Origin of the sequence: Desulfosporosinus sp. FKA (assembly GCF_002196785.1) — a bacterium.
In the GTDB taxonomy this organism is placed as follows: domain Bacteria; phylum Bacillota; class Desulfitobacteriia; order Desulfitobacteriales; family Desulfitobacteriaceae; genus Desulfosporosinus; species Desulfosporosinus acididurans.
Map to the genome: position 1 here is coordinate 82,230 of NZ_NAHZ01000034.1, position 20,360 is coordinate 102,589.

General features: G+C 45.1%; 15 protein-coding genes, 1 pseudogene and 1 riboswitch. Of the genes and pseudogenes, 1 reads left to right on the top strand and 15 read right to left on the bottom strand.

Annotation, left to right across the window (positions count from 1 at the left end; all coding sequences use genetic code 11):
• Nucleotides 1–91 precede the first annotated feature (91 nt).
• Nucleotides 92–586 carry a hypothetical protein gene (locus B5771_RS21620; RefSeq protein WP_088189379.1) on the bottom strand — a complete coding sequence of 165 codons (495 nt, stop codon included), beginning with the start codon at nucleotides 584–586 and terminating at the stop codon, nucleotides 92–94.
• A gap of 452 nt (nucleotides 587–1,038) precedes the next feature.
• On the opposite strand from B5771_RS21620, the pseudogene B5771_RS21630 reads away from it, so the two are divergent.
• Nucleotides 1,039–3,150, top strand: a pseudogene (locus tag B5771_RS21630) (thioredoxin domain-containing protein).
• Between the two features lie 188 nt (nucleotides 3,151–3,338).
• On the opposite strand, the gene B5771_RS21635 reads toward B5771_RS21630, so the two are convergent.
• From B5771_RS21635 to arcC, 14 genes are all read right to left on the bottom strand, one after another.
• A complete protein-coding gene (locus tag B5771_RS21635; RefSeq protein WP_088189382.1) occupies nucleotides 3,339–4,406 on the bottom strand; it encodes an HD-GYP domain-containing protein in 1,068 nt (355 codons plus the stop codon).
• A 141-nt stretch (nucleotides 4,407–4,547) separates the two neighbouring features.
• Nucleotides 4,548–5,930, bottom strand: coding sequence for a sodium-dependent transporter (locus tag B5771_RS21640; protein WP_088189383.1), 1,383 nt, complete (start codon nucleotides 5,928–5,930; stop codon nucleotides 4,548–4,550).
• A 78-nt stretch (nucleotides 5,931–6,008) separates the two neighbouring features.
• Entirely contained in the window at nucleotides 6,009–7,340 is a 1,332-nt protein-coding gene (locus B5771_RS21645) for a 5'-deoxyadenosine deaminase (RefSeq protein WP_088189384.1), read from the bottom strand.
• A gap of 59 nt (nucleotides 7,341–7,399) precedes the next feature.
• Entirely contained in the window at nucleotides 7,400–8,761 is a 1,362-nt protein-coding gene (locus B5771_RS21650; RefSeq protein ID WP_088189385.1) for an NCS2 family permease, read from the bottom strand.
• 85 nt (nucleotides 8,762–8,846) lie between these two features.
• On the bottom strand, nucleotides 8,847–9,848 hold the full coding sequence (locus tag B5771_RS25145) for a molybdopterin cofactor-binding domain-containing protein (protein WP_088189386.1): 1,002 nt from the start codon (nucleotides 9,846–9,848) through the stop codon (nucleotides 8,847–8,849).
• Nucleotides 9,845–11,110 (bottom strand): molybdopterin cofactor-binding domain-containing protein, encoded by a 1,266-nt coding sequence (locus tag B5771_RS25150; protein WP_088189387.1) that lies wholly within the window; start codon nucleotides 11,108–11,110, stop codon nucleotides 9,845–9,847. The genes B5771_RS25145 and B5771_RS25150 overlap by 4 nt, the downstream gene beginning before the upstream one ends.
• The gene (locus B5771_RS21665) at nucleotides 11,110–11,574 is read right to left on the bottom strand and encodes a (2Fe-2S)-binding protein (protein ID WP_088189388.1); all 465 of its coding nucleotides are present in this window, start codon (nucleotides 11,572–11,574) and stop codon (nucleotides 11,110–11,112) included. The genes B5771_RS25150 and B5771_RS21665 overlap by 1 nt, the downstream gene beginning before the upstream one ends.
• On the bottom strand, nucleotides 11,571–12,413 hold the full coding sequence (locus tag B5771_RS21670) for an FAD binding domain-containing protein (RefSeq protein WP_088189389.1): 843 nt from the start codon (nucleotides 12,411–12,413) through the stop codon (nucleotides 11,571–11,573). Before B5771_RS21670 ends, B5771_RS21665 begins: the two co-directional genes overlap by 4 nt.
• Before the next feature lie 67 nt (nucleotides 12,414–12,480).
• Nucleotides 12,481–12,580, bottom strand: a riboswitch (purine riboswitch).
• Nucleotides 12,581–12,663: 83 nt separating this feature from the next.
• Nucleotides 12,664–13,521 carry a selenium-dependent molybdenum cofactor biosynthesis protein YqeB gene (yqeB, locus tag B5771_RS21675; protein WP_088189390.1) on the bottom strand — a complete coding sequence of 286 codons (858 nt, stop codon included), beginning with the start codon at nucleotides 13,519–13,521 and terminating at the stop codon, nucleotides 12,664–12,666.
• Nucleotides 13,522–13,563: 42 nt separating this feature from the next.
• Nucleotides 13,564–14,193 carry an NTP transferase domain-containing protein gene (locus B5771_RS21680; protein ID WP_088189391.1) on the bottom strand — a complete coding sequence of 210 codons (630 nt, stop codon included), beginning with the start codon at nucleotides 14,191–14,193 and terminating at the stop codon, nucleotides 13,564–13,566.
• Nucleotides 14,175–15,068, bottom strand: coding sequence for a selenium cofactor biosynthesis protein YqeC (gene yqeC / locus B5771_RS21685; protein ID WP_242966935.1), 894 nt, complete (start codon nucleotides 15,066–15,068; stop codon nucleotides 14,175–14,177). The genes B5771_RS21680 and yqeC overlap by 19 nt, the downstream gene beginning before the upstream one ends.
• Before the next feature lie 194 nt (nucleotides 15,069–15,262).
• A complete protein-coding gene (gene xdh / locus B5771_RS21690; protein ID WP_088189392.1) occupies nucleotides 15,263–17,818 on the bottom strand; it encodes a selenium-dependent xanthine dehydrogenase in 2,556 nt (851 codons plus the stop codon).
• On the bottom strand, nucleotides 17,811–19,214 hold the full coding sequence (gene hydA, locus B5771_RS21695; protein ID WP_088189393.1) for a dihydropyrimidinase: 1,404 nt from the start codon (nucleotides 19,212–19,214) through the stop codon (nucleotides 17,811–17,813). Before hydA ends, xdh begins: the two co-directional genes overlap by 8 nt.
• 194 nt (nucleotides 19,215–19,408) lie before the next feature.
• Entirely contained in the window at nucleotides 19,409–20,359 is a 951-nt protein-coding gene (gene arcC, locus B5771_RS21700) for a carbamate kinase (RefSeq protein ID WP_088189394.1), read from the bottom strand.
• Nucleotide 20,360: the final 1 nt, after the last annotated feature.

A 20,360-nucleotide genomic window follows, 5' to 3' on the forward strand; every position in this document is an offset into this window, starting at 1 on the left:
CAAAACTTAAAGAAGTAAGTCGATTCGTTATGATTCTAATAAAGTAAAGTGCTTGCTACTCAATCCGATTTTCTGTGTGTAAATATCGATATCAATCTATAAACTGATAATTTACATATGTTTTAGGGGTTCCGTAAGAGTTGCCAACTTCTCTAGACTCCGCTTTATACGTCATGCCTTCAAATTGTGCTTTAGTGTACTCACCACTTGGAATATTGACGAAATATCCAGTATTGCTGGGATATCCAAACAAATAAGCAACTGGTTCCTTGTCTATGACAAATAAAATGTTATTCATTCCTTCGCTTAAGCCCTGTTCTAATTTTGGATACTTAAAGCCAATTTGTCTTTCCATTTCATCCATCGACTGATAAGGCTGAAAAACATACACTTTATCATAGTCAATAGTAATTAAATCCTTTACCTTTACCTTTCCATTTGCATGATAAGTATTTTGGGATAAAAACCGTTCCAAATTCCTGGTATTCTTACTTGTCAAGGAATTATAATCGACAATTTTTATGGATATTACAGCAACTACAACAATGGCAATAACTAAACCAATCCATCTCATAACCTTTTTCATATTTATCCCAACCTTAATTTTGGAATGCAATGTCCTAAAGTCTTTCAAAGACTGCCAATTATCTCATCGTCATAACTCCCAGTATAGTAAAAACAATAGCCCCAAGCATCACTGCCCCTTCCATACCTTCCTCCCCTAACTCATGTAGCGTAATGCTCAATCCTTGTGACAATTGCTCTACGACTAGGAGTCAAGATGCCATAAATTGCCTTCATCTAGAGTTCAACATGTTCCTAAATATTCCTTCTGCAAATGCTAATATCCGAAAATAATAAACCAGAAAGTCAAAAAACGTTCTTAGAATCAAGGGTTGCTGTTCTTTTTCTAACCTCTTAGAATGTAACCGTAAAAGCTAATTCTTTAAAGAATTATACTGGTCCTAACGGATAATAATATTCAAAGACTTGTTATTACATCAAACAATATTCCTCAGCCAAAAGGAGGTGTTGCCCATGACAACAAATAGTAAGCATATACCCAATAGATTAGCTAATGAAAAGTCCCCCTACTTACTCCAACATGCTTATAACCCAGTTGACTGGTATCCTTGGAGCGAAGAGGCTTTTCAAAAGGCAAAAACGGAAAATAAACCTGTTTTCTTATCTATTGGGTATTCGTAGTGTAGTTTACCGACCTGCCACTGGTGCCACGTTATGGAACGTGAATCCTTCGAGGACCAAGAGGTCGCAGACCTCTTAAATCATTATTTTGTCTCAATTAAAGTTGACCGCGAGGAGCGTCCGGATATCGACCATATCTACATGTCTTTCTGTCAGGCTTTAACAGGGTCAGGCGGTTGGCCGCTGACAATCATGATGACACCTGAGAAAAAACCTTTCTTCGCGGGGACATACTTCCCTAAAAATGCGCATTATGGCCGCCAAGGACTAATGGAAATTCTCGAACAAGTCGGCGAACTTTGGAGAAACAAAGAATCCCATGTCCGAGAAACGAGCGAACAGATTGTATCAGCCGTTCAATCTCAGCAAGCTGTCCCAACAAAGGCAGTATTCCAATCTTCTTCAACGGATAGTATCAAGTTCTGGGGAAAAGACGTTATTGAAAAAGCTTATCAGACGTTAGCCCGAAGTTTTGATTCTCGTTATGGAGGTTTTGGTCAAGCTCCCAAATTTCCTTCTCCCCACACACTAACTTTCCTCTTACGTTATGCCCAAGACCATCCTCAGAGCAAGGCCCTTGCTATGGTGCGCAAAACTTTAGATGGAATGGCCTGGGGAGGCATTTATGACCACATTGGTTTCGGTTTTGCCCGATATAGCACCGATGAGAAATGGCTGGTTCCTCATTTCGAAAAAATGCTCTATGACAACGCCTTGCTTGCTTTAGCCTACCTGGAAGCTTATCAAGTTAGTCATCAGCCAAGAGATGCCCAAATAGCCCGGAGCATTTTAACCTATGTGCTTCGTGATATGACCTCTCCTGAGGGAGGCTTTTATTCGGCAGAAGATGCTGACGCCGAGGGAATTGAGGGGAAATTCCATGTTTGGACGCCTGAAGAAGTAGAAAACGTGCTCGGTCAAGAAGCGGGTTCAAACTATTGTAAGGTCTATGACATAACTTCACAAGGAAATTTCGAGGGGAAAAACATACCGAATTTACTTCAAGGAGCTTTAGGGAAGAGTTTATTTGACAGTCCTGATTTAATTCTTGAAGAGCTGGAATCACTTGAACCATCTCGACGTGCTTTGTTTAATGCCCGTGAACAGCGAGTTCATCCTCACAAAGATGATAAAATTCTAACAGCCTGGAATGGCCTGATGATTACAGCCTTAGCTAAGGGCGCGCAAGTATTAGGCAACCCAGAATTTTTGGAGGCGGCAGAAGCAGCTGTCAACTTTATCCTTACTAACCTTCGGAGCAGTGATGGTCGGCTCTTAGCTCGATTCAGGAAAGGAGATTCTGCCTATTTAGGCTATTTAGATGACTATGCCTTTATAATCGAAGGACTCTTAGAGCTCTATTCTGCCTGCGGAAAGTCCCATTATCTCGAAACTGCCCTCGAGCTTCAAGATCAGCTTGAACGACTCTTTCTTGACCACAAGGATGGTGGATATTTCTTGACTGGTTTAGATGCCGAAGAACTTCTTATCCGCCCCAAGGAAAGTTATGACGGGGCACTTCCGTCCGGGAACTCAATTACAGCGCAAAATCTAATTCGTTTAGCCCGTCTTACCGGTGAAGAACGGTGGAATGAAAAAGCAGAGCAGCTTTTCTTTTACTTCCGTCCCATACTTGAAGAACATCCCTCAGGCTACACGTCTTTTTTGCAAGCTCTGCAATTTGACCTACGGCCTAGCCAAGAACTGATTCTAGCCGGATCTTTGAACTCTCCCCAACTTTCAGAAATGCGTAAAGCCTTTTTCTCAGACTTTCGTCCCTACTCATCAGTTCTTTATCATGAAGGTAGCCTTGACTCCTTTATTCCTTGGCTCAAGGATTACCCTATAGAGACGGGCCAAACAACCGCCTATCTCTGTCAGGACTTCACCTGTCAACGCCCGGTTCATGGAATTGAAGAATTCAAAAGTCTTCTCACTTCTTAACTTATCATTTGTTGTTATACGAAATACGTTAACCTACAACCCCATGCGGGAAGTGTGAAAAACACAGGGCTGTAACAAGTTTGCTACAATACTTGTTACAGCCCTTTCATTCTTTGAGCTCGATCCTTATTTATAAATGTAATTAGCCTTATTAGTTAAATTCAGTTCAAAATCAATCAAAGCAAAAATTAACGATTCTCAACTGCTATAATCATTATCGACGGGCAATCGGCTAAATTATAATCAATAGGTTCGGAGAGTTCTTCTTCCCCTTGATAGAAAACTCTTACATAAGGGCGATTAGGAAATAAAGAGTTTTGTTTAACAACGTTTCCCCTTTGTCCATTACTTAACAAAATACCCGAACCAGAAGGATAAACAGCTATATGCTTCTTGAACAGCTCTAAAATTCTAGGGTCAAAATGAGAATTTGCTTGAGCAATAATAAACTCATACGCCTCGTTAGGCTCTACAGCCTTACGATAGACTCTGCGGCTTGTTAATGCTTCATAGACATCAGCAACCGCGGCCATCCTGCCATATTCATGGATTTCAGTACCCTTTAATCCCCGAGGATAACCGGACCCGTTCCACTTTTCCTGATGTTGAAAAGCAATATGTGCAGAAAGCAAACTAAAATCATTATTTTTACGCAATATCTCAAAGCCGTTTGTTGTATGTTTCTTAATTTCCATAAATTCTTCATCTGTAAGAGGCGTCTTTTTATTAAGGACACATTCGGGTATCATAATTTTTCCGATATCATGCATTAAGACACCCATTCCAAATTCAAGCAAGCGTTGATCATTATAACCGGAAGCAATTCCCAGAACAAGGGCAATAATTGTTGTATTAATGGAATGGTGAAAGGTATAGTTGTCATACCCTTGAATATCCGTCAAGTTGCCCAAAATATCTTTGCTCGACAAAAGATCATTAATCATTTCTTTAATCGTCAAACGAACTCCAGAAACAGGCAATGACTTTTCAGTATTGCACTCAATGTATTTGCTGATATTTTGAATTGTCTTATAAGCGACTTCACGAGTTTTCTCAGAAATAGTCGCAAATAATTCGACATCATCAAGGCGGTCATCTTCGATAAACAGAACATCGTAACCCATAGCTATTAAGCGTTCAATATATAATGCCGTCACACGAACCCCGGATTGTAATAAAATCTTGCCGGAAGAGTTAATCACAGGACGTGCTAGGACAGATCCTTCTTTGACGAAATGTGTATTCACCAAGCGCATTAATCTACTCACCCTATCCAAATTTAGTGTGATATCACCCCTAAATTTTGTAGTTCGTCAAAATATGCGAAATAACCTCTTTTATTGATAAATCTAAATATAATTTTCCCATTAGTCCTATTACTTTCCGGAAAATTCTGTTTAGACATGAATGAAATTCAAACCTGTTAACAGGACAATGATAATCGCAATGGGGACTACAAACCTTACTAAAAACATGTAGACATTAAACAAGCCTTCATTAGCTAATTGGCCTTCATTGGTCATCTCTCGTTTGACATTAGCAGAATTCCATTGCCAACCTACAAACAAGGCAATAAAGATTCCTCCCAGGGGAAGAAGCACATTTGAAGTCGCAAAATCGAAGAAATCGAAAAATGTCTTACCAAACAACAAGACATGTGATAACAAGCTGTTTGACAATGTGGCTGTTGAGCCAAGCAGTCCAATCCCAATAATTGTTAATAGTGTTGCTCTGCGGCGAGACCATTGATACTCTTCCGTCAAATAGGCTATAGGAACTTCTAATAGCGACAACATTGCACCAGTTGCGGCAAAAGCAGTTAATAAAAAGAATAAGACCATAAAAATTCTGCCTAGAGGCATGGAATTAAACACTGTCGGAATAATGATAAATAATAACTTGGGACCAGCATCCGGTTTAAAGCCAAAAGCAAATACTGCCGGAAAAATAGCAACTCCAGCCATTAAGGAAACTAAGGTATCGGAAAGAGCGACTTTGATTGCCATCTTTGGCAGGTTTTCCTGGTTATCAACATAACTGCCATAGGTAATCATAGCTCCCATGCCAACACTCAGCTTAAAGAATGCCAATCCTAAGGCAGCCAATATAGCACTGACTGTAATCTTAGAAAAGTCTGGTTTGAACAAGAAGGATAATCCGGCTGAAGCTCCCGGCAAGGTTAAAGATCTGATATCGATAATGATGAGCAGGATAAAAAGCATGGGCATTAAAAATTTTGTTGCCCTTTCGATACCTTTTGTGACTCCTGCCATAATAATAATTCCAATGACTATGAGAACGAACACTTGCCAAAATAAGGGTTCTCCGACTCCTGAAATTAAAGAGTTAAAGACTTGAGTTGTTTCCTGTGGCTTATTCGTCAAAAGTGCGCCACTGGCAGATTTAAAAATATACGCATAAACCCAGCCCGACACAGTTGTATAAAAAGCCATAATCAAGAAAGCGCTGACTACCCCGGCTCCGCCAACTAGAAACCAGGGCCGTCTTGGCTCAAGTTTCTTAAAAGCAGCGACGGCATTAGATTTTGTAGCCCGTCCTATGAGATGCTCTGATAACATTACAGGCAGGCCGACTAGTGCTAAGCACAGGAGATATACGAGAATAAAGGCAGCGCCCCCGTTCGCTCCGGTTACATAGGGAAACTTCCATATATTCCCCAAACCAACAGCTGAGCCTAATACTGCTGCAATGACACCAATGCTACTTGAAAAACCTTCTCTTTTTACATGCGACTCTTGTTTCAATAATACACCCTCCATTCTTTGCTCAAAAACCGTTTATTCGACATATTATTCTCATAATCCTTCAATTGCTAAATTGCTCAGACCTAAGCCTTCTCAAATCATTCCTACTCGTTTCATGACTCGATTTAAGCTTTGAGTTGCGCTTTTTTTAAGTTCAGGGACGTCGATTGTCAGCAACTGACGGTCTTTCATCACAATTTGCCCATCCACCATCGTGAGACGAACATCTGAGGGATAAGCCTGATAAACTAACTGAGAGTATACGTCCACATGTTGATTGGGCCAGGTATGCAGTCCTTGAAGGCTGACAACGGCCAAATCAGCTCTTTTTCCGATCTCCAGACTTCCAAGGTCTCCTTCGCGTCCTAGAGCACGCGCTCCCGCAATAGTTGCCAGTTCAAACACTTTTTTCGCCGGCATTGCAGTTGGACCATGTAAGGGTTTTTGCATTAAGGCTGCGTGGCGCATTTCCCGAAACCCATCCAGATTATTGCTGCAGGGGGCTCCATCGCAACTGAGGGAGACTTCAGCGCCTCGCTCTAAGAGCTCTGGAATGGCAGCTATTCCAGAAGCCAATTTCAGATTTGATGACGGACAATGTGAAATTCGCGTTTTGCTCTGAATGAGGATATCTTTTTCAGTCTCATCCAGCCAAATGCAGTGAGCAAGAATAAGTTTCGGGCCAGTTAAGCCGACCTTATCTAAATAGACAACATTGCGCATTCCTCGAGTACTTTCCACAACTTGAATTTCGCCCCTGTTTTCAGAAGCATGGGTATGTACGAAGGCCTTCTTTTCCCGTGCCAAGCGTGAAACTTCTTTTAATAGGGTATCGGTACAAGAAACGACAAAGCGCGGCGTAAAGGCAACTTCCAGGCGTCCGTTTCCTTGTCCATTAAATTTCTCAAATAAATCCACACTTTCTTGTAAAGAAGCCTCTGTTGTTTCCTGCAAGGAAAGAGGGACATCCCCGCTGGGATCATCCATCATGACTTTCCCGGCCAGAGCTCTCAAACCGCTAGACAGTATAGCTTCGAAAGCATGCTCTGTATGATGTACTGTTTCCATATCGACTATTGTTGTCGTTCCGCCTAGAAACAGTTCTCCAATTCCCAGCAAGGCGGAATCGTAGATCGATTCTGGATCATGTCCGCCCTCCAAGGGCCAAATTCTTAGTTTAAGCCAATCCAAAAGTTCCAAATCATCAGCCTGCCCCCGAAACAAGGTCTGGCAGAGATGGATATGAGTTTGAATCAAACCGGGAATGAGCAAGTCACCATTCAGATCAAGCACTTGATCCGCAGAAGGCTCCTTAACCTCCCCAACCGCTGCAATCCTTGATCCATCCACCAACAGATCGCCCTTAATAACATCACGCTGAGCATTCATAGTCACAATGGTCGCGTTTTTAAACAAAATACGCATTTAAAATTCCCCCTTTTCTCTAAGTTTTAAACACGCCTCTCTACAATTCCCATGACTTCTTAACCGCCGCCAAGGATAAAGTGAGCGATAAACAAGACTGTTAAAATATAGGTAACAGCATTATTCTCTTTATGCCTTCCGGTAATCAATTTAATAATGGTATAAGACATAAATCCAAATGCCAAGCCTTGAGCAATAGAATAAGTTAAGGGCATCATGATGATGGTGATAAAGGCAGGAAATGCCTCTGTAAAATCTTCAAAATTGATATGAACCACTTCGCTCATCATCAAGACACCGACAAGAATAAGAACAGGTGCTGTTGCTTGACTTGGGATCAAGCCAACAAGTGGAGCAAAGATAATGGAGAAAACGAAAAGAACTGCAACGGTTACTGCCGTTAAACCGCTTTTACCGCCCTCAGCTACGCCTGCCGTACTTTCAATGTAGGAGGTCACCGTTGGAGTTCCCATAATGGAGCCAAACATCGTACCTATCGAATCGGACATCAAAGCTCTGCCGACTCTTGGCAGATTGCCGTTTTCATCCAAAAGTCCGGCTTTACGGGAAATCCCCAGTAAGGTCCCTATATTGTCAAATAAATCGACAAAGGTAAAAGCGAAAAGAATTGAGATTAAGCCATAATTAAATACGCCTTTAAGATCAAGTTTGCCCATAATCGGTGCTACAGCATGGAAAGGATTGGAGAAGACAACAAAACTCGCTAGGCCTGTAGGAAACGGCTTAACGCCCATAAACATACTAAAAATAGTAGTCAGAAAAATCCCATATAATAAGCCGCCTTTAATCCGTCTAGCCATAAAAAATCCGGTCACAATTAACCCAAATACGGTCACAAGGACACCAGGGGACTTCATATTGCCTAATTGAACCAGAGTATCTTTATTGGCTGTGACAAGTCCGCCATCTTGCAAGCCGATAAAGGCAATAAATAAGCCAATGCCGACACCGATAGAAAGTCGTAAAACCGTGGGAACTCCTTCCATAATCCATTCCCTGACTTTAGTGACGGTTAAGAGAAAGAAAATCAATCCGGAAATAAAGACCGCTCCGAGAGCAGTTTGCCAAGGAAGTTTCATTCCAATGACTACGGAGTAAGTAAAAAATGCATTAAGCCCCATCCCGGGAGCCATGGCAATAGGATAATTGGCATAAACGCCCATGATTAAGGTTGCTACCGCCGCGGCGATTGCAGTGGCCGCAAAGGTTGCATCCATGGGCATACCGGCATTTTTTAAAATAATAGGGTTAACAAACAGAATATAGGCCATAGTGACAAAGGTTGTCACTCCGGCAAGAATTTCGGTCCGTACATTGGTACCCAGTTCCGATAGATGAAAAAAACCATCGAGAAAGCCATGATCGGCTGGAGGCGAAGAATTTTTTGACACGCTTGACATGAAATAGCCCTCCCTAAAATCGACATATAATGCCGCATTCTGACTGACTTTGATGTCAAAACATAAAGTGCAGCTATTTTATATTCTACCCCAATTCCTCCTTTTTTTCTGCAAGGGCCTGAAGGATTTTTTCCGGCGTCGCTGGTAACGAAGTAATTCTTACTCCTACAGCATCATCAATAGCATTAATAACGGCTGCAACCGTCGGCAGCATCGCCGGTTCACCGAGGCCCTTAGCGCCATACGGGCCGCTCTCTTCAGCTTCTTCAACAAAGTATGCTTCTATTTTTGGCACATCAAGTGCTGTGGGGATCAGATAACTGGAAAAGGCCGGATTTTTTATCATTCCCTTTTGTAACTCAAGTTCTTCCAGCAGGGCATAACCGATACCCTGCGTCACTCCGCCTGCTATTTGCCCCTCAACTTGGGTGGGATTCAAGGCCTTCCCTACATCATGAACGGCTATAACTTTAAGAACTTTCACTTTGCCTGTTTCCGTATCCACTTCTACTTCTGCTGCCTGACAGCCAAAGGAATAGGGCCAGTAAGGCGCTCCTTGTCCGGTAGTGAGATCGACGGGAGTCGAACGGGCTGTGGAACTTTCCGCGCTGATCAAGCGCTCCCCATTTAATCGAGCTTTAAAGACCATATCGCCGAGAATCATCCGCCGGGATGGATCACCCTTTACTCCGATATATCCTGACTTAAGCTCAATGCACTCCGGTGTCGGGCAGGAAAACTCACGGGCAGCATAGAGCAGCAAACGAGATTTCGCTTGTCGCACTGCTTTGAGAACTGCATTACCGGTATTGTAAGTTTGGCGGGTTGCGGCAGAAGTTCCCGAATCAGGAGTTACATCCGTATCAGCCGTATTGACACAAATATCTTCAGCCCTAAGCCCTAGTTCTTCAGCAGCAATTTGGGCAAAAATCGAATTGCTGCCCTGTCCGACATCCACAGCCCCGGTAAGAACTGTAGCAGAACCATCGTCATGAATTTCCACAAAAGCGCTCGAAACATCCGGGAAGCCATTGCCATACCCGGTTCCATACCAGGCACAGCCTAAACCTATTCCCCGTTTTTTCATGGAGTTTCCACTTCCCTTCTGAAATATGGGGCAATCTTGGCTAAACATTGGTCTAAAGGAACGCTGCTTGTCAGCTCCTGACCCGTTGCCGTGATGCTTCCCACTTGGAAACAATTGCGCAAACGAATTTCTAAAGGTGATATTCCCAACTTCTTTGCTAAAAGATCCATTTGGCTCTCATAGGCCAGAACCGTCTGAGCCGCACCGAAACCTCGCATAGCTCCAGTAAAAGGATTATTCGTAAAAACTGCAAAGCTGTCGATTTCGATGTTGGGTATCTCATAGGGCCCTGTAGCATGAACAGCAGATTTGCGCAAAACATTGACGCTCCATGAGGAATATGCGCCTGCGTCACCTATAATCTTAGCCTGCATAGCAACGAGCTTTCCGTCCTTGGCAGCCCCTGTCTTGTAATACATGGTCATAGGGTGACGTTTACTATGTGAATAAAACGATTCTTCCCGAGTATTCTCCATTTTGACAGGTCTCTGGGTCTTCAAGGCCATCAAGGCCGCGATAATCTGCAGAGAGATATCTTCTCGTCCACCGAAAGCACCACCGACAGCCAAAGTCTTCACTTGCACCTGGCTGTAGCGAAACCCGAGGGCATGAGCAATTTCGCCTCGATCATAGTGGGCATATTGAGTTGCGGTCTGAACCACCATATGCCCACGTTCATCCAAATACGCAAGAACAGCCTCAGGTTGTAAAAAAGCATGATCCACATGCTGGGTCTTATAGACTTGTTCGACGACAACATCTGCTTTGGCCCAGCCTTCTTCCATCGATCCCCGGCGAATAGGCAGATGGTATAGAACATTGGTGGACTGAAGTTCCGGGTACAGAGGCGGGACCTCCGGCTTCATGGCCTCTTCAGGATCAAAGATGGCCGGTAAAATTTCATAGTCAACCCTGATTCGCTCCGCTGCTTCGCGGGCAATCTCCATGGTTTCGCCTCCCACTACGGCAACCGGGTCCCCTACCATGCGCACATAGTCGGCAATAACCGGCTGATCCCGGAACAGAACGCCATGTGAATTATGGGGCACATCGTTAGCCGTCAGGACAACTGCAACACCTTCAAGCTTCATTGCTTCTTCGCTGTTAATGTTCAGAATCCGAGCATGAGGATGAGGACTGCGTACAACAACACCGTAAATTTGGTTGGGAAGGTTGACATCTGCCGGAAACTTCGTCTGACCAAAGACCTTTCCCCAAGAATCTTCCCTCAATGCACGAGACCCTACTACTTCAGTTTTCATTATTTTCCCTCCTCAGCAGCCAGCTTAACAGCGCGCAGAATCTTATCATAACCTGTACAGCGGCAGAGGTTTCCAGATAAAGCAACTCCAATTTCTTCATCGCTGGGATGAGGATTCTTATCCAGTAAATTTTTCGCGGAGAGAACCATCCCAGGAGTACAAAAACCACATTGTACGGCGCCAACTTCTACAAAAGCCTTTTGAACAGGATGGGGACTCTGACGATTCCCGACGCCTTCAATCGTCGTAATCACAGAGTTATGCGCTTGGCCCGCTAGAACGAGACAGGAGTTGACGGTTTTCCCGTCTAAAATCACGGTGCAGGCTCCGCATTCTCCTTCTCCGCATCCTTCCTTTGTTCCCAGTAGGCCTAAATGATTGCGCAGCACATCCAGCAATCGTTCTTGCGGGTTTACTTCTAAGACATACTTTTTATCATTGACGATACATTCAATGGCCATCATTTATCCAACCCTCCTTGCCTTCTCAAAGAAGCAACAGCTTCGCGAAAAACACCGCCCACAGCAACCCGTTTATAAGGAGCTGAAGCCCTGTCCCCCAAAGCATCGCGGACAACACCTTGGATTTGACTTATCCCCAATTCCAGCCATGATTCATTAAACTCCCGCTGGCTTAAAACTTGAGCCAGCGAGTCACTAAGAAAAGCGCGTCTGCCGACGGCACCTAAGGCGACCCGAACATTTCCAACCTTTGAGCCATCAAGTTCCAGGGCCACAGCAACACTTAAGCGAGCAATGGCTAAAGCTTCACGCCTGCCTAGTTTGGCAAATCCACTCAAGAGACGAATTTTAGGTATTTTAAATCCGACAATCAGAGTACCTGGAGAAAGTAACGGCGTCTGCTCTAATAAGTCAGCAAGAGACATCTGTTTTTCTCCTTCGCCGGAAATTGAAACAACATCAGTCCCCAAAGCTAAGAGAGGAGGCAAGCCATCGGCTGCCGGTGAACAATTCCCAAGATTTCCGCCAATAGTTGCTTGATTTCGAATTTGCGGTGAACCCATCGTCTGGCAAGCTAACCAGAGAGATGATGCCTTCTCTGCAATTAGTTTACTTTTCCCCATTTCAGAGAAGGTTGCCATGCTGCCAATTTCTATATAATCTTTCGTTTCCGTAATATCGTGAAGTTCCGGAATTCTGCCAAGGTCAATCAACGCCTTGGGTTGGATCTTTCGTTTCTGCATCTGAAGTACCAGATCCGTTCCTCCGGCCAAAAATATCCCTTGAGATGAATATGCTATTTCTATGGCTTCATTGACACTTTGCGGTTGATAATACTTCATGGCATTGTCCTCCCTTGCTTAATGCCCCATAAAGATAGTTCACAAAAATGCAACCGTAATTGTTTCTCCATAAACCATCATGGCTCATAGAGAAGCAATTACGGTTGCCTCGTAGACACCCTTGATCCGATTATCTAGGATATATGAGTTTAAGCAGAACTATTCATTTTTTCTTACTATACTAGTTATCTTTATCTATTCGTCAGTCGCAGTAAAATTCCTACTTTTAATTTCGAGAAAGTGCAAATAATCATTGCCAATATTCTTTAAATAGACTTATAGGATTCAACAGATTACTCTCCATAATCCCAAGCAGGACTGCAGCGCCAATAGCACGGGCCTTTTCAGAAATCGTATAACAATATTCTTTTTCCCCGCGGGGATCAATATCGCCAACTTTGACCGCAGCATCAATTGGTGTGCCGTCCAGCAGCAGTCCTCGTAAAACTCCGTCAATCGAGCCTGCTACTTCCTGGGACGTAAGTCCGTCATCAATGATTCCTAAACATTCTCCCGCCTGAACTTTCTCGCCGATAATTCGTTTCGCCCGAAAGACTCCTGCCTGTTGGGAATATACGACACGTTCTTTGGTATATCCGCCAATATTGCCCGGAATTCCCGTATTCGGCTGGGCCGGACCTGTATAGATTAACCTGCCTAAGTCATGCCCTCGCTTCGTTTCTATGACCAGGTCCACATCATCACCAGCCGTAAAACCGGGACCTAAGCCTATAGTCAATTGTGCCATATCGCGGCGTGTCCCTATGTTCCGTTTCGCCAAAATGCCATCAACCAAGAACGTCGGCTTCAATCTTGCTAAGCACTGAAGCTCGGGGTCAATCAAAATAGGAATAGCACCGTCTTCCCATACACTAGCGCATGTCTCTGTTTCAGAAACGAGATGCGCCGCAATTCCTTCAACTTGCCAACTGCCCTTCACGACAGCCGTGCCAAAACATACCGGCCAGCGAACCATTAAGGGTTTGGGGACTTCCGTCATGACGACTCGGAATCCCGCTTTGGCCAAAGTCCATCCGACCCCTGTAGCTTGCTCTCCGGCTCCGCGGACTAAGACGACGGGTCCATTCAGCTTAAGTTTCTTAACCATAACGTGATTCTCCTTACCATTTTCTTTAATTAAGATAGAGTTTTAATCTTTCTTTTGAATAGAGTCCATCCAGGCCTGATACTCTTCAGGGGTGTCCACATCCTGCAGGAAAGTATCTTTTACTCGCTGCCGAGTCCAGCGTTCAGGATAGCGGTATAAAACCTTCCTTCCCCCTTCTTCCCCTTGCAGCTCACGGAGTTCCGAAACATAGCGGCGGTGAAAAAAGACCGGAGAACCGACTCCTGTCTCAGAGAACGGCACTAAAAAGTCCGGAGCCTCTCTCAGGGCCTGTTCAAAACATCCTGCCAGTCCTTGAGCGGTAATACCTACCTGATCCCCGGGTAAAAAGCCCACCATCAGAGTAGTTTCCTGTAAATCCCTTAACCCTATGCGAAGAGTTTCCGAAAGCGGAATTGCTTGAGGGACTTGAAACCAATCCCCCCCCATTTCTTGAAAAGAAAGAAGCGTATCCTGAGTCAGATAGTCTTCCGGAGGCCGTCGCGTGACCACATGAATTTCTATTAATCGTGATAACTTTTGCTGCAGCATAACCCCTTCTAAAATGGTATTGATGACATGACCGAGGACAGTAGTGTTTATGTAAGGTAACGCCAGTTTATCCCGTCCCATGCGAGTTGCCTGTCCGGCAGCCATTACCACAAGTCGAACCATTGCAGCTCTCCCCCCTTAGCATCGCCTGCAGCCAGTCTTAAGCTTCTGGGCTTTGCCTCTCCTTTAAAGCGCATCTCTTCTGCCCCTTTACGGTAAAGAGCATCGAGCAGAACTTCAGGTTCAGGGACACTTAAACCAGAGAAATACGCTCCTTCGGAAGACTCCGCTTGTATAGAGAGCCCATGAACAGGCCGTCGAGGAATATTAAAGAAGATAACCCACGCGAGATGTTGATACTGAGGGTAAAATACCGGAGACTTCCCCAAATATCGCCAGGCGTTTTCCTCGGTGAACTGACTATGAACCAAATAAGGACAATATTCTGAGCGATGGATATCCTCGTCTTTCAACTCCTGCCCCCACAGTCTGCCATCCAAAATCAAAACTCCGCAATCTGAACTCCGGGGAATTTGAGGTTCGTGGGACGCCCAGCACTTTAGACGGCGCTCCCGTGCCCCATCGCCTTCAATAATCCAATAACGTCGATATGCCGAACCATTTTCGTGAGAAATCAGGTTTTCGCCATCCCTCCAGACTGCTTTATCGACCATAGATGGAGAATTTCCCAGCCATTTTCCGCTTCCTTGTTCTTCGCCTGTATACCAAAAATAAATACCCTGAGACTTAAAGGGCGGAGGATTGGCATGACGCCATGGCCGTGCTTGGTTATCCGGATACACTTTCGTTGTGGTTGTGGCAATCACCGGATATCCGGCAGCATGGATTTCTTGGGTCAGAATTTGGAGGCAAGTGGTTTTGCCACCTGCCCCAATTAAGGTAATGACTTGCGCGTGCTTCGCCATTTCCCAGAGACTTCCTTTTGCCCATTTTGTTCGAAAATTATTATCTAATTCTCCCATGTTAATTACCTGCACTTAGCTGAACTTCTTTGAGATTAACATTTTTAAAAGCCGATATTTAATATCATTTTAATTGTTTTATTAAAAAATACAAACTTAGTTTTATCTGTTTTCCATAAGTGCAGCTAGGTCAGCCGCTAAACATGGACGCCGGGTGTCTTGAAAGTCAGGGATGGCTTGATTAGACACTCGGCGTTGGTCTCTTTAGCTTATTTCTTATAGGGCGTCTCACGCAGCGGAAGCGTACAGCGCACCTTGCCGTCAAACTTATGATAAGCTGAGGCAACAGCGGGTGCTGCGGGAATGGAAGAAATCTCTCCGATACCTTTAGCTCCGTAGGCCAAGGGGGAAGAATTCTTTTCGATAATAATTGTCTCGATTTCCGGAACATCTGTTGATCGTAATAATCCTAAAGTACCAAATTTTGCAGTTGGAACACCATTTTGCAAGGGGAAATCTTCTCGCAAAGCGTAACCCAGTCCCATAACAACTCCGCCTTCAATTTGTCCTTCAACAGCTTTAGGATTAATGGCCCGCCCCACGTCGTGAGCTGCAACAACCTTTTCCACGAAGCCCTGCTCATTGAGAATCACCACTTGAGTAGCGTAGCTGTAAGCAACATGGCTGACCGGATTTGGTTTGTCGGAATTGATGGGGTCCGTCTTTCCGAAATATTCTCCGTAAAACTCCATGCCCTCCAACTCTTCCAGAGACGATTTATATAATGCATGCTGAAGTTTCAGGGATGCCTGGCGAATAGCCTCTCCCGTGAACAACGTTTGCCGGGAGGCTGTGGTGGTTCCCGAATCAGGAGTCAAAAAGGTATCAGGAGCGCCGAAAGAGATCTGTTCCAGAGGCAGGCCGGTAGCCTCGTTGACGATCTGGGTCGCCACAGTAGCCAATCCCTGCCCGATACAGGCGGCGCTGGTGAGCACTACTACTTTTCCGGCTTGGACTTGCAGTTTTACCCGACCTGTATCCGGCAGGCCGACACCAACACCCGTATTTTTCATGACCGTAGCAATCCCTGCATAAGGATTGGATTCGTACACCTCACGAACCGCTAGGAGTGTTTCTTTAACAGCCGTCCCCTCGTCGGTAATCTGGCCTGTCGGATTAATCATTCCGGGCTCCAGGGCATTGCGGTAACGAATTTCCCAAGGAGAAACACCGACTTTTTCAGCCAAAAGATCAAGATTTGTTTCCGAGGCAAAAGCCGCCTGTGGAACTCCAAAACCTCTGAAGGCTCCGGCAGGAGGATTATTGGTATAGACACAAAGTCCGGTAATGTCGACATTGGCAATTTGATAGGGGCCGGCCACATGAGTACAGGCTCTCTGCAAAACGGCGGTCCCCAAGGAAGCATAAGCTCCTGTATCCGCTACTATTTTTGCTGTCAGAGCAGTCAATCTTCCCTCCGCATCACACCCGGTTGTAACCTCCAATTCCATGGCATGCCGTTTCGGATGAACAAGAATGCTCTCCTTGCGCGAAAGAGTAAGTTTTACGGGCTTTTGAGTGATATATGCCAAAAGAGCCGCATGGTGCTGGACGCTTAAATCTTCTTTTCCCCCGAAGCCGCCGCCCACAAGCTTACTAATGACCCGAACTTTTTCCGCGGGAAGTCCCAAAATCCCCATAATTCCATGTTGATCGTCATAAACACTTTGGTCTCCGACATAGACTAAAATTCCCCCGTCGTCCTGCGGAATCGCCAAAGCGCTTTCCGGTTCCATATAAGCATGTTCCGTAGGCGGTGTCGTATAACGCTGAGTGACCACATGCGCAGATTTTACTAACGCTTCCTCAACATTACCCCGTTTAATTTTCGTGGTGCTTAACAGATTTCCTTGAGTGTGAATTCTCGGAGCTTCCTCTGCTAAAGCTTCTGTCGGGCTAAGAACGGGTTTAAGCTCTTCGTAATCAACCTTGATCAAAGCCAATGCTTCGCGGGCCTGCTTCTTTGTCTGCGCCGCTACTAAAGCGATGGCGTCCCCAACGTAACGGGTTTCTTGTCCGACAGGGATCAGAGTCGGCCAATCATGGAATATATGACCGTGTTCATTAATCCCAGGAATATCATCTGCTGTCAATACTGCCTCGACACCGGGATAAGCACGTGCTGCAGAGGTATCGATCGCTTTAACCAGAGCACGGGGATAACTTGTGCGCAGAACTGCAGCATGAAGCATATCATCAACGAATAAATCATCCACGTATTCGCCGGTTCCCAGAACCTTTTCCCGAGCATCCAAACGCTGAATGCTCGTCCCCACTCCAGCTCCGGTGAGGGTTGCCGCATTAGGCTGAAGCTCACCGCGCAATACCTTAGCTGCTAACATAATTCCTTGTTCAATTTTGACATATCCGGTACAGCGGCAAATATTGCCTCGGATCGCCTCTTTAATCTCTTTGGAGGTCGGATTGGGAGATTTGTCAATTAAGGCTTTGGCACTTATCACCATTCCGGGAATACAGAATCCGCACTGGACAGCACCTGCTTCAGCGAAGGCCCAGGTATAGGCCTCCTTTTCCCGTTCGGACAACCCATCAACGGTTAAGACATTTTTCCCTGTCACTTTAGCCAATGTTTGCGTACAAGCGCGCACCTTCTTGTCATCAACAAGTACAGTACAGGCACCGCATGCGCCTTCACCGCAGCCGTTTTTTAAGGAAGTGATGTGCAATACGTCCCTCAAATATTCCATAAGGTTCATATCGTCCTGGCAAGAATACTCTGTTCCATTGACATTAATCTTAAACATTCTTCCCATCCTTTCTCCTCAGAAATGGATTCCGGAACAAATACTTTCCTGCAGGTAATTCTTGGGTTAATTGGCCGTCTTGACACACCTGCCTGCCTCGTAAAAAGATACGAGTCGCTTTTCCCTGCTGTTTAAAGCCCTCAAAGGGGGTGTAGTCAACGTCCTGGTGCAGTCTTTCGACTGAGATTTTAGAGGAAAGGCTCGGGTCCCAAACCACCAGATCTGCATCACTGCCCGGGGCGATCGTCCCTTTGCGGGGGAATAAACCAAATAATTTTGCGGCATTGGTAGAGGTTAAAGCAACAAATTCGTTAAGGTTTAATTTACCCGACTGTACGCCATAAGTGTACAATAACCCCATCCTGGTTTCCACGCCGGGTGCTCCGTTAGGAATCTTACTAAAATCTCCAAGACCCAGCTCTTTTTGACCTTTATAATTAAACGCACAATGGTCGGTAGCAACCGTCTCTAAAATTCCCGTTTGCAGAGCCGACCATAAGGCAGCTTGGTTCTGAACCGGACGCAAGGGCGGAGATATTACGTATTTGGCACCATTAAAGCCCTCGGAACTGTAACAACTATCATCGAGCAGTAAATACTGAGGGCAAGTTTCCGCATAAACTTCTTCCCCCTGTAATTTGGCCCTAGTTACAGCCTCAAGGGCACCACTGCAAGTAAGATGAACAATATAAAGAGGTGCATCGGCCAATTGTGCGAGAGTAATTACCCGCGACGTTGCTTCAGCTTCTACCTCAGGTGGTCGAGTTAATGGATGATAGCGAGGTGCAGTTTTCCCTTCCTGACAAGCCTTTTGCACAAGATCGTAAACCACATCTCCGTTTTCGCAATGCACACAGACAAGTGCTCCGCATTTCCCGGCCTGACGCAGGGCCTGTAAGAGCGAACCGTCGTCGACTTGCAAAACATTCTTATAAGCCATATACAATTTAAAAGAAGGCACACCTTCCTGGTGAACCATTGTTGTCATTTCTTGAGCGATGGCATCGTTCCAATCAGTAATAGCCATATGAAAACCATAATCAACAAAACATTTACCATCGGCTTTTTTATGCCAGTTTTCCAAACCTGTTTGGAGACTTTCCCCTTTAAACTGAGTGGCATAATCTAAGATCGTCGTAGTGCCTCCCAATAAAGCGGCTTTAGTTCCCGAATAAAAATCATCGGAAGTCGTAATATCTCCTGCCGGGAGGTCAAAGTGGGTATGGGGGTCAATACCACCCGGAAATATCAAGCATCCGTCCACCTTGATGACCTGATCACCAGGCTGCTTGATCTCGCGGCCAAGGGCCGCGATTCTCTCGCCTTCAATCCGGACGTCTGCTTGATACACATCGGCAGCTGTTACAACTGTCCCGCCATTTAAAACAATACCCATTCTAAAATCTCCTTAAGGCTTATTTTAGATGTTCGATAGTAGTATAAGTGGGAGGGAGTTCACTAATCATGAACTAACATTTAGCGAAAACCTTCAGAGGATTCTAAAAGTTTGAGACAGAGTGCTTTCCAAGGAAAGCACTCTGGTTGACGAACTATTGTTACTCAATCTGATTCAATGTGAAAACTGAATTCTTAAGGATAGACATGAGTTCCTGTTTTTCCGGCTACAGCATCTTCAAGGGATTCCGGATTAGTAATGATTGCTTCTTTACCGCCATTCTCCAAGAATTTGATCACCGCCTGAACTTTTGGCAGCATACTCCCAGGAGCGAAGTGATTTTCAGCCATATAATGTTTGAGTTCGGCCAGAGACACGTTCGTTAGGGCTTTTTCGTTAGGTTTCCCATAGTTGAGGTAAACCGTCGGAACACCGGTTGAAATGATTAAAAGATCGGCTTTAATGTCGGAAGCTAAAAGGCTGGAAGCAAAATCCTTGTCAATCACAGCGTCAATGCCCTGGAACGAATTATCTTCTCGTTTCATGACAGGAATTCCGCCGCCTCCAACGCTCACAACGCAATAGCCGTCACGGGCCAGGCGGCTAATGACGTCTTTCTCAACAATTTCTTGGGGCAGTGGTGATGGTACAACTCTGCGGTATCCCCGTCCTGCATCTTCAACCATCACCCAGGAAGGATTTGCCCTTTTGATCAGTTCAGCCTGTTCCTGTGAATAAAAGGAGCCAATGGGTTTTGCCGGCTTTTGAAAGGCCGGATCATCCGGGGAAACCACGACCTGAGTCACTATGGTAACCGCAGACTTTTTCACGCCTCGTTTTTTAAACTCATTATCCATAGCCTGCTGAATTTGATAGCCAATAGCACCCTGGGTATCGGCTCCACAGCTGACCAAGGGCACCTGGTGCATTCTGGCGACATCCGTAGCAATTTCAGACCTTCTGAGAATAAACCCAACCTGGGGACCATTGCCATGAGTAATGATCACTTCATACCCTTGCTCAATCATGCCCACAATATGCTTAGCTGTTTCACAGACCGCCTGATATTGATCCTCAACGGTTTCATGTCCTTTATCCCGAATCAGAGAATTCCCACCGATAGCAACAACAGCTAACGTACTCACG

What these genes read in the sequence shown, in the direction of transcription:
- B5771_RS21620 (WP_088189379.1), bottom strand. Translation starts at nt 586, where the DNA reads ATGAAAAAGGTTATGAGATGGATTGGTTTAGTTATTGCCATTGTTGTA.
- B5771_RS21635 (WP_088189382.1), bottom strand. Translation starts at nt 4,406, where the DNA reads ATGCGCTTGGTGAATACACATTTCGTCAAAGAAGGATCTGTCCTAGCA.
- B5771_RS21640 (WP_088189383.1), bottom strand. Translation starts at nt 5,930, where the DNA reads ATGGAGGGTGTATTATTGAAACAAGAGTCGCATGTAAAAAGAGAAGGT.
- B5771_RS21645 (WP_088189384.1), bottom strand. Translation starts at nt 7,340, where the DNA reads ATGCGTATTTTGTTTAAAAACGCGACCATTGTGACTATGAATGCTCAG.
- B5771_RS21650 (WP_088189385.1), bottom strand. Translation starts at nt 8,761, where the DNA reads ATGTCAAGCGTGTCAAAAAATTCTTCGCCTCCAGCCGATCATGGCTTT.
- B5771_RS25145 (WP_088189386.1), bottom strand. Translation starts at nt 9,848, where the DNA reads ATGAAAAAACGGGGAATAGGTTTAGGCTGTGCCTGGTATGGAACCGGG.
- B5771_RS25150 (WP_088189387.1), bottom strand. Translation starts at nt 11,110, where the DNA reads ATGAAAACTGAAGTAGTAGGGTCTCGTGCATTGAGGGAAGATTCTTGG.
- B5771_RS21665 (WP_088189388.1), bottom strand. Translation starts at nt 11,574, where the DNA reads ATGATGGCCATTGAATGTATCGTCAATGATAAAAAGTATGTCTTAGAA.
- B5771_RS21670 (WP_088189389.1), bottom strand. Translation starts at nt 12,413, where the DNA reads ATGAAGTATTATCAACCGCAAAGTGTCAATGAAGCCATAGAAATAGCA.
- yqeB (WP_088189390.1), bottom strand. Translation starts at nt 13,521, where the DNA reads ATGGTTAAGAAACTTAAGCTGAATGGACCCGTCGTCTTAGTCCGCGGA.
- B5771_RS21680 (WP_088189391.1), bottom strand. Translation starts at nt 14,193, where the DNA reads ATGGTTCGACTTGTGGTAATGGCTGCCGGACAGGCAACTCGCATGGGA.
- xdh (WP_088189392.1), bottom strand. Translation starts at nt 17,818, where the DNA reads ATGTTTAAGATTAATGTCAATGGAACAGAGTATTCTTGCCAGGACGAT.
- hydA (WP_088189393.1), bottom strand. Translation starts at nt 19,214, where the DNA reads ATGGGTATTGTTTTAAATGGCGGGACAGTTGTAACAGCTGCCGATGTG.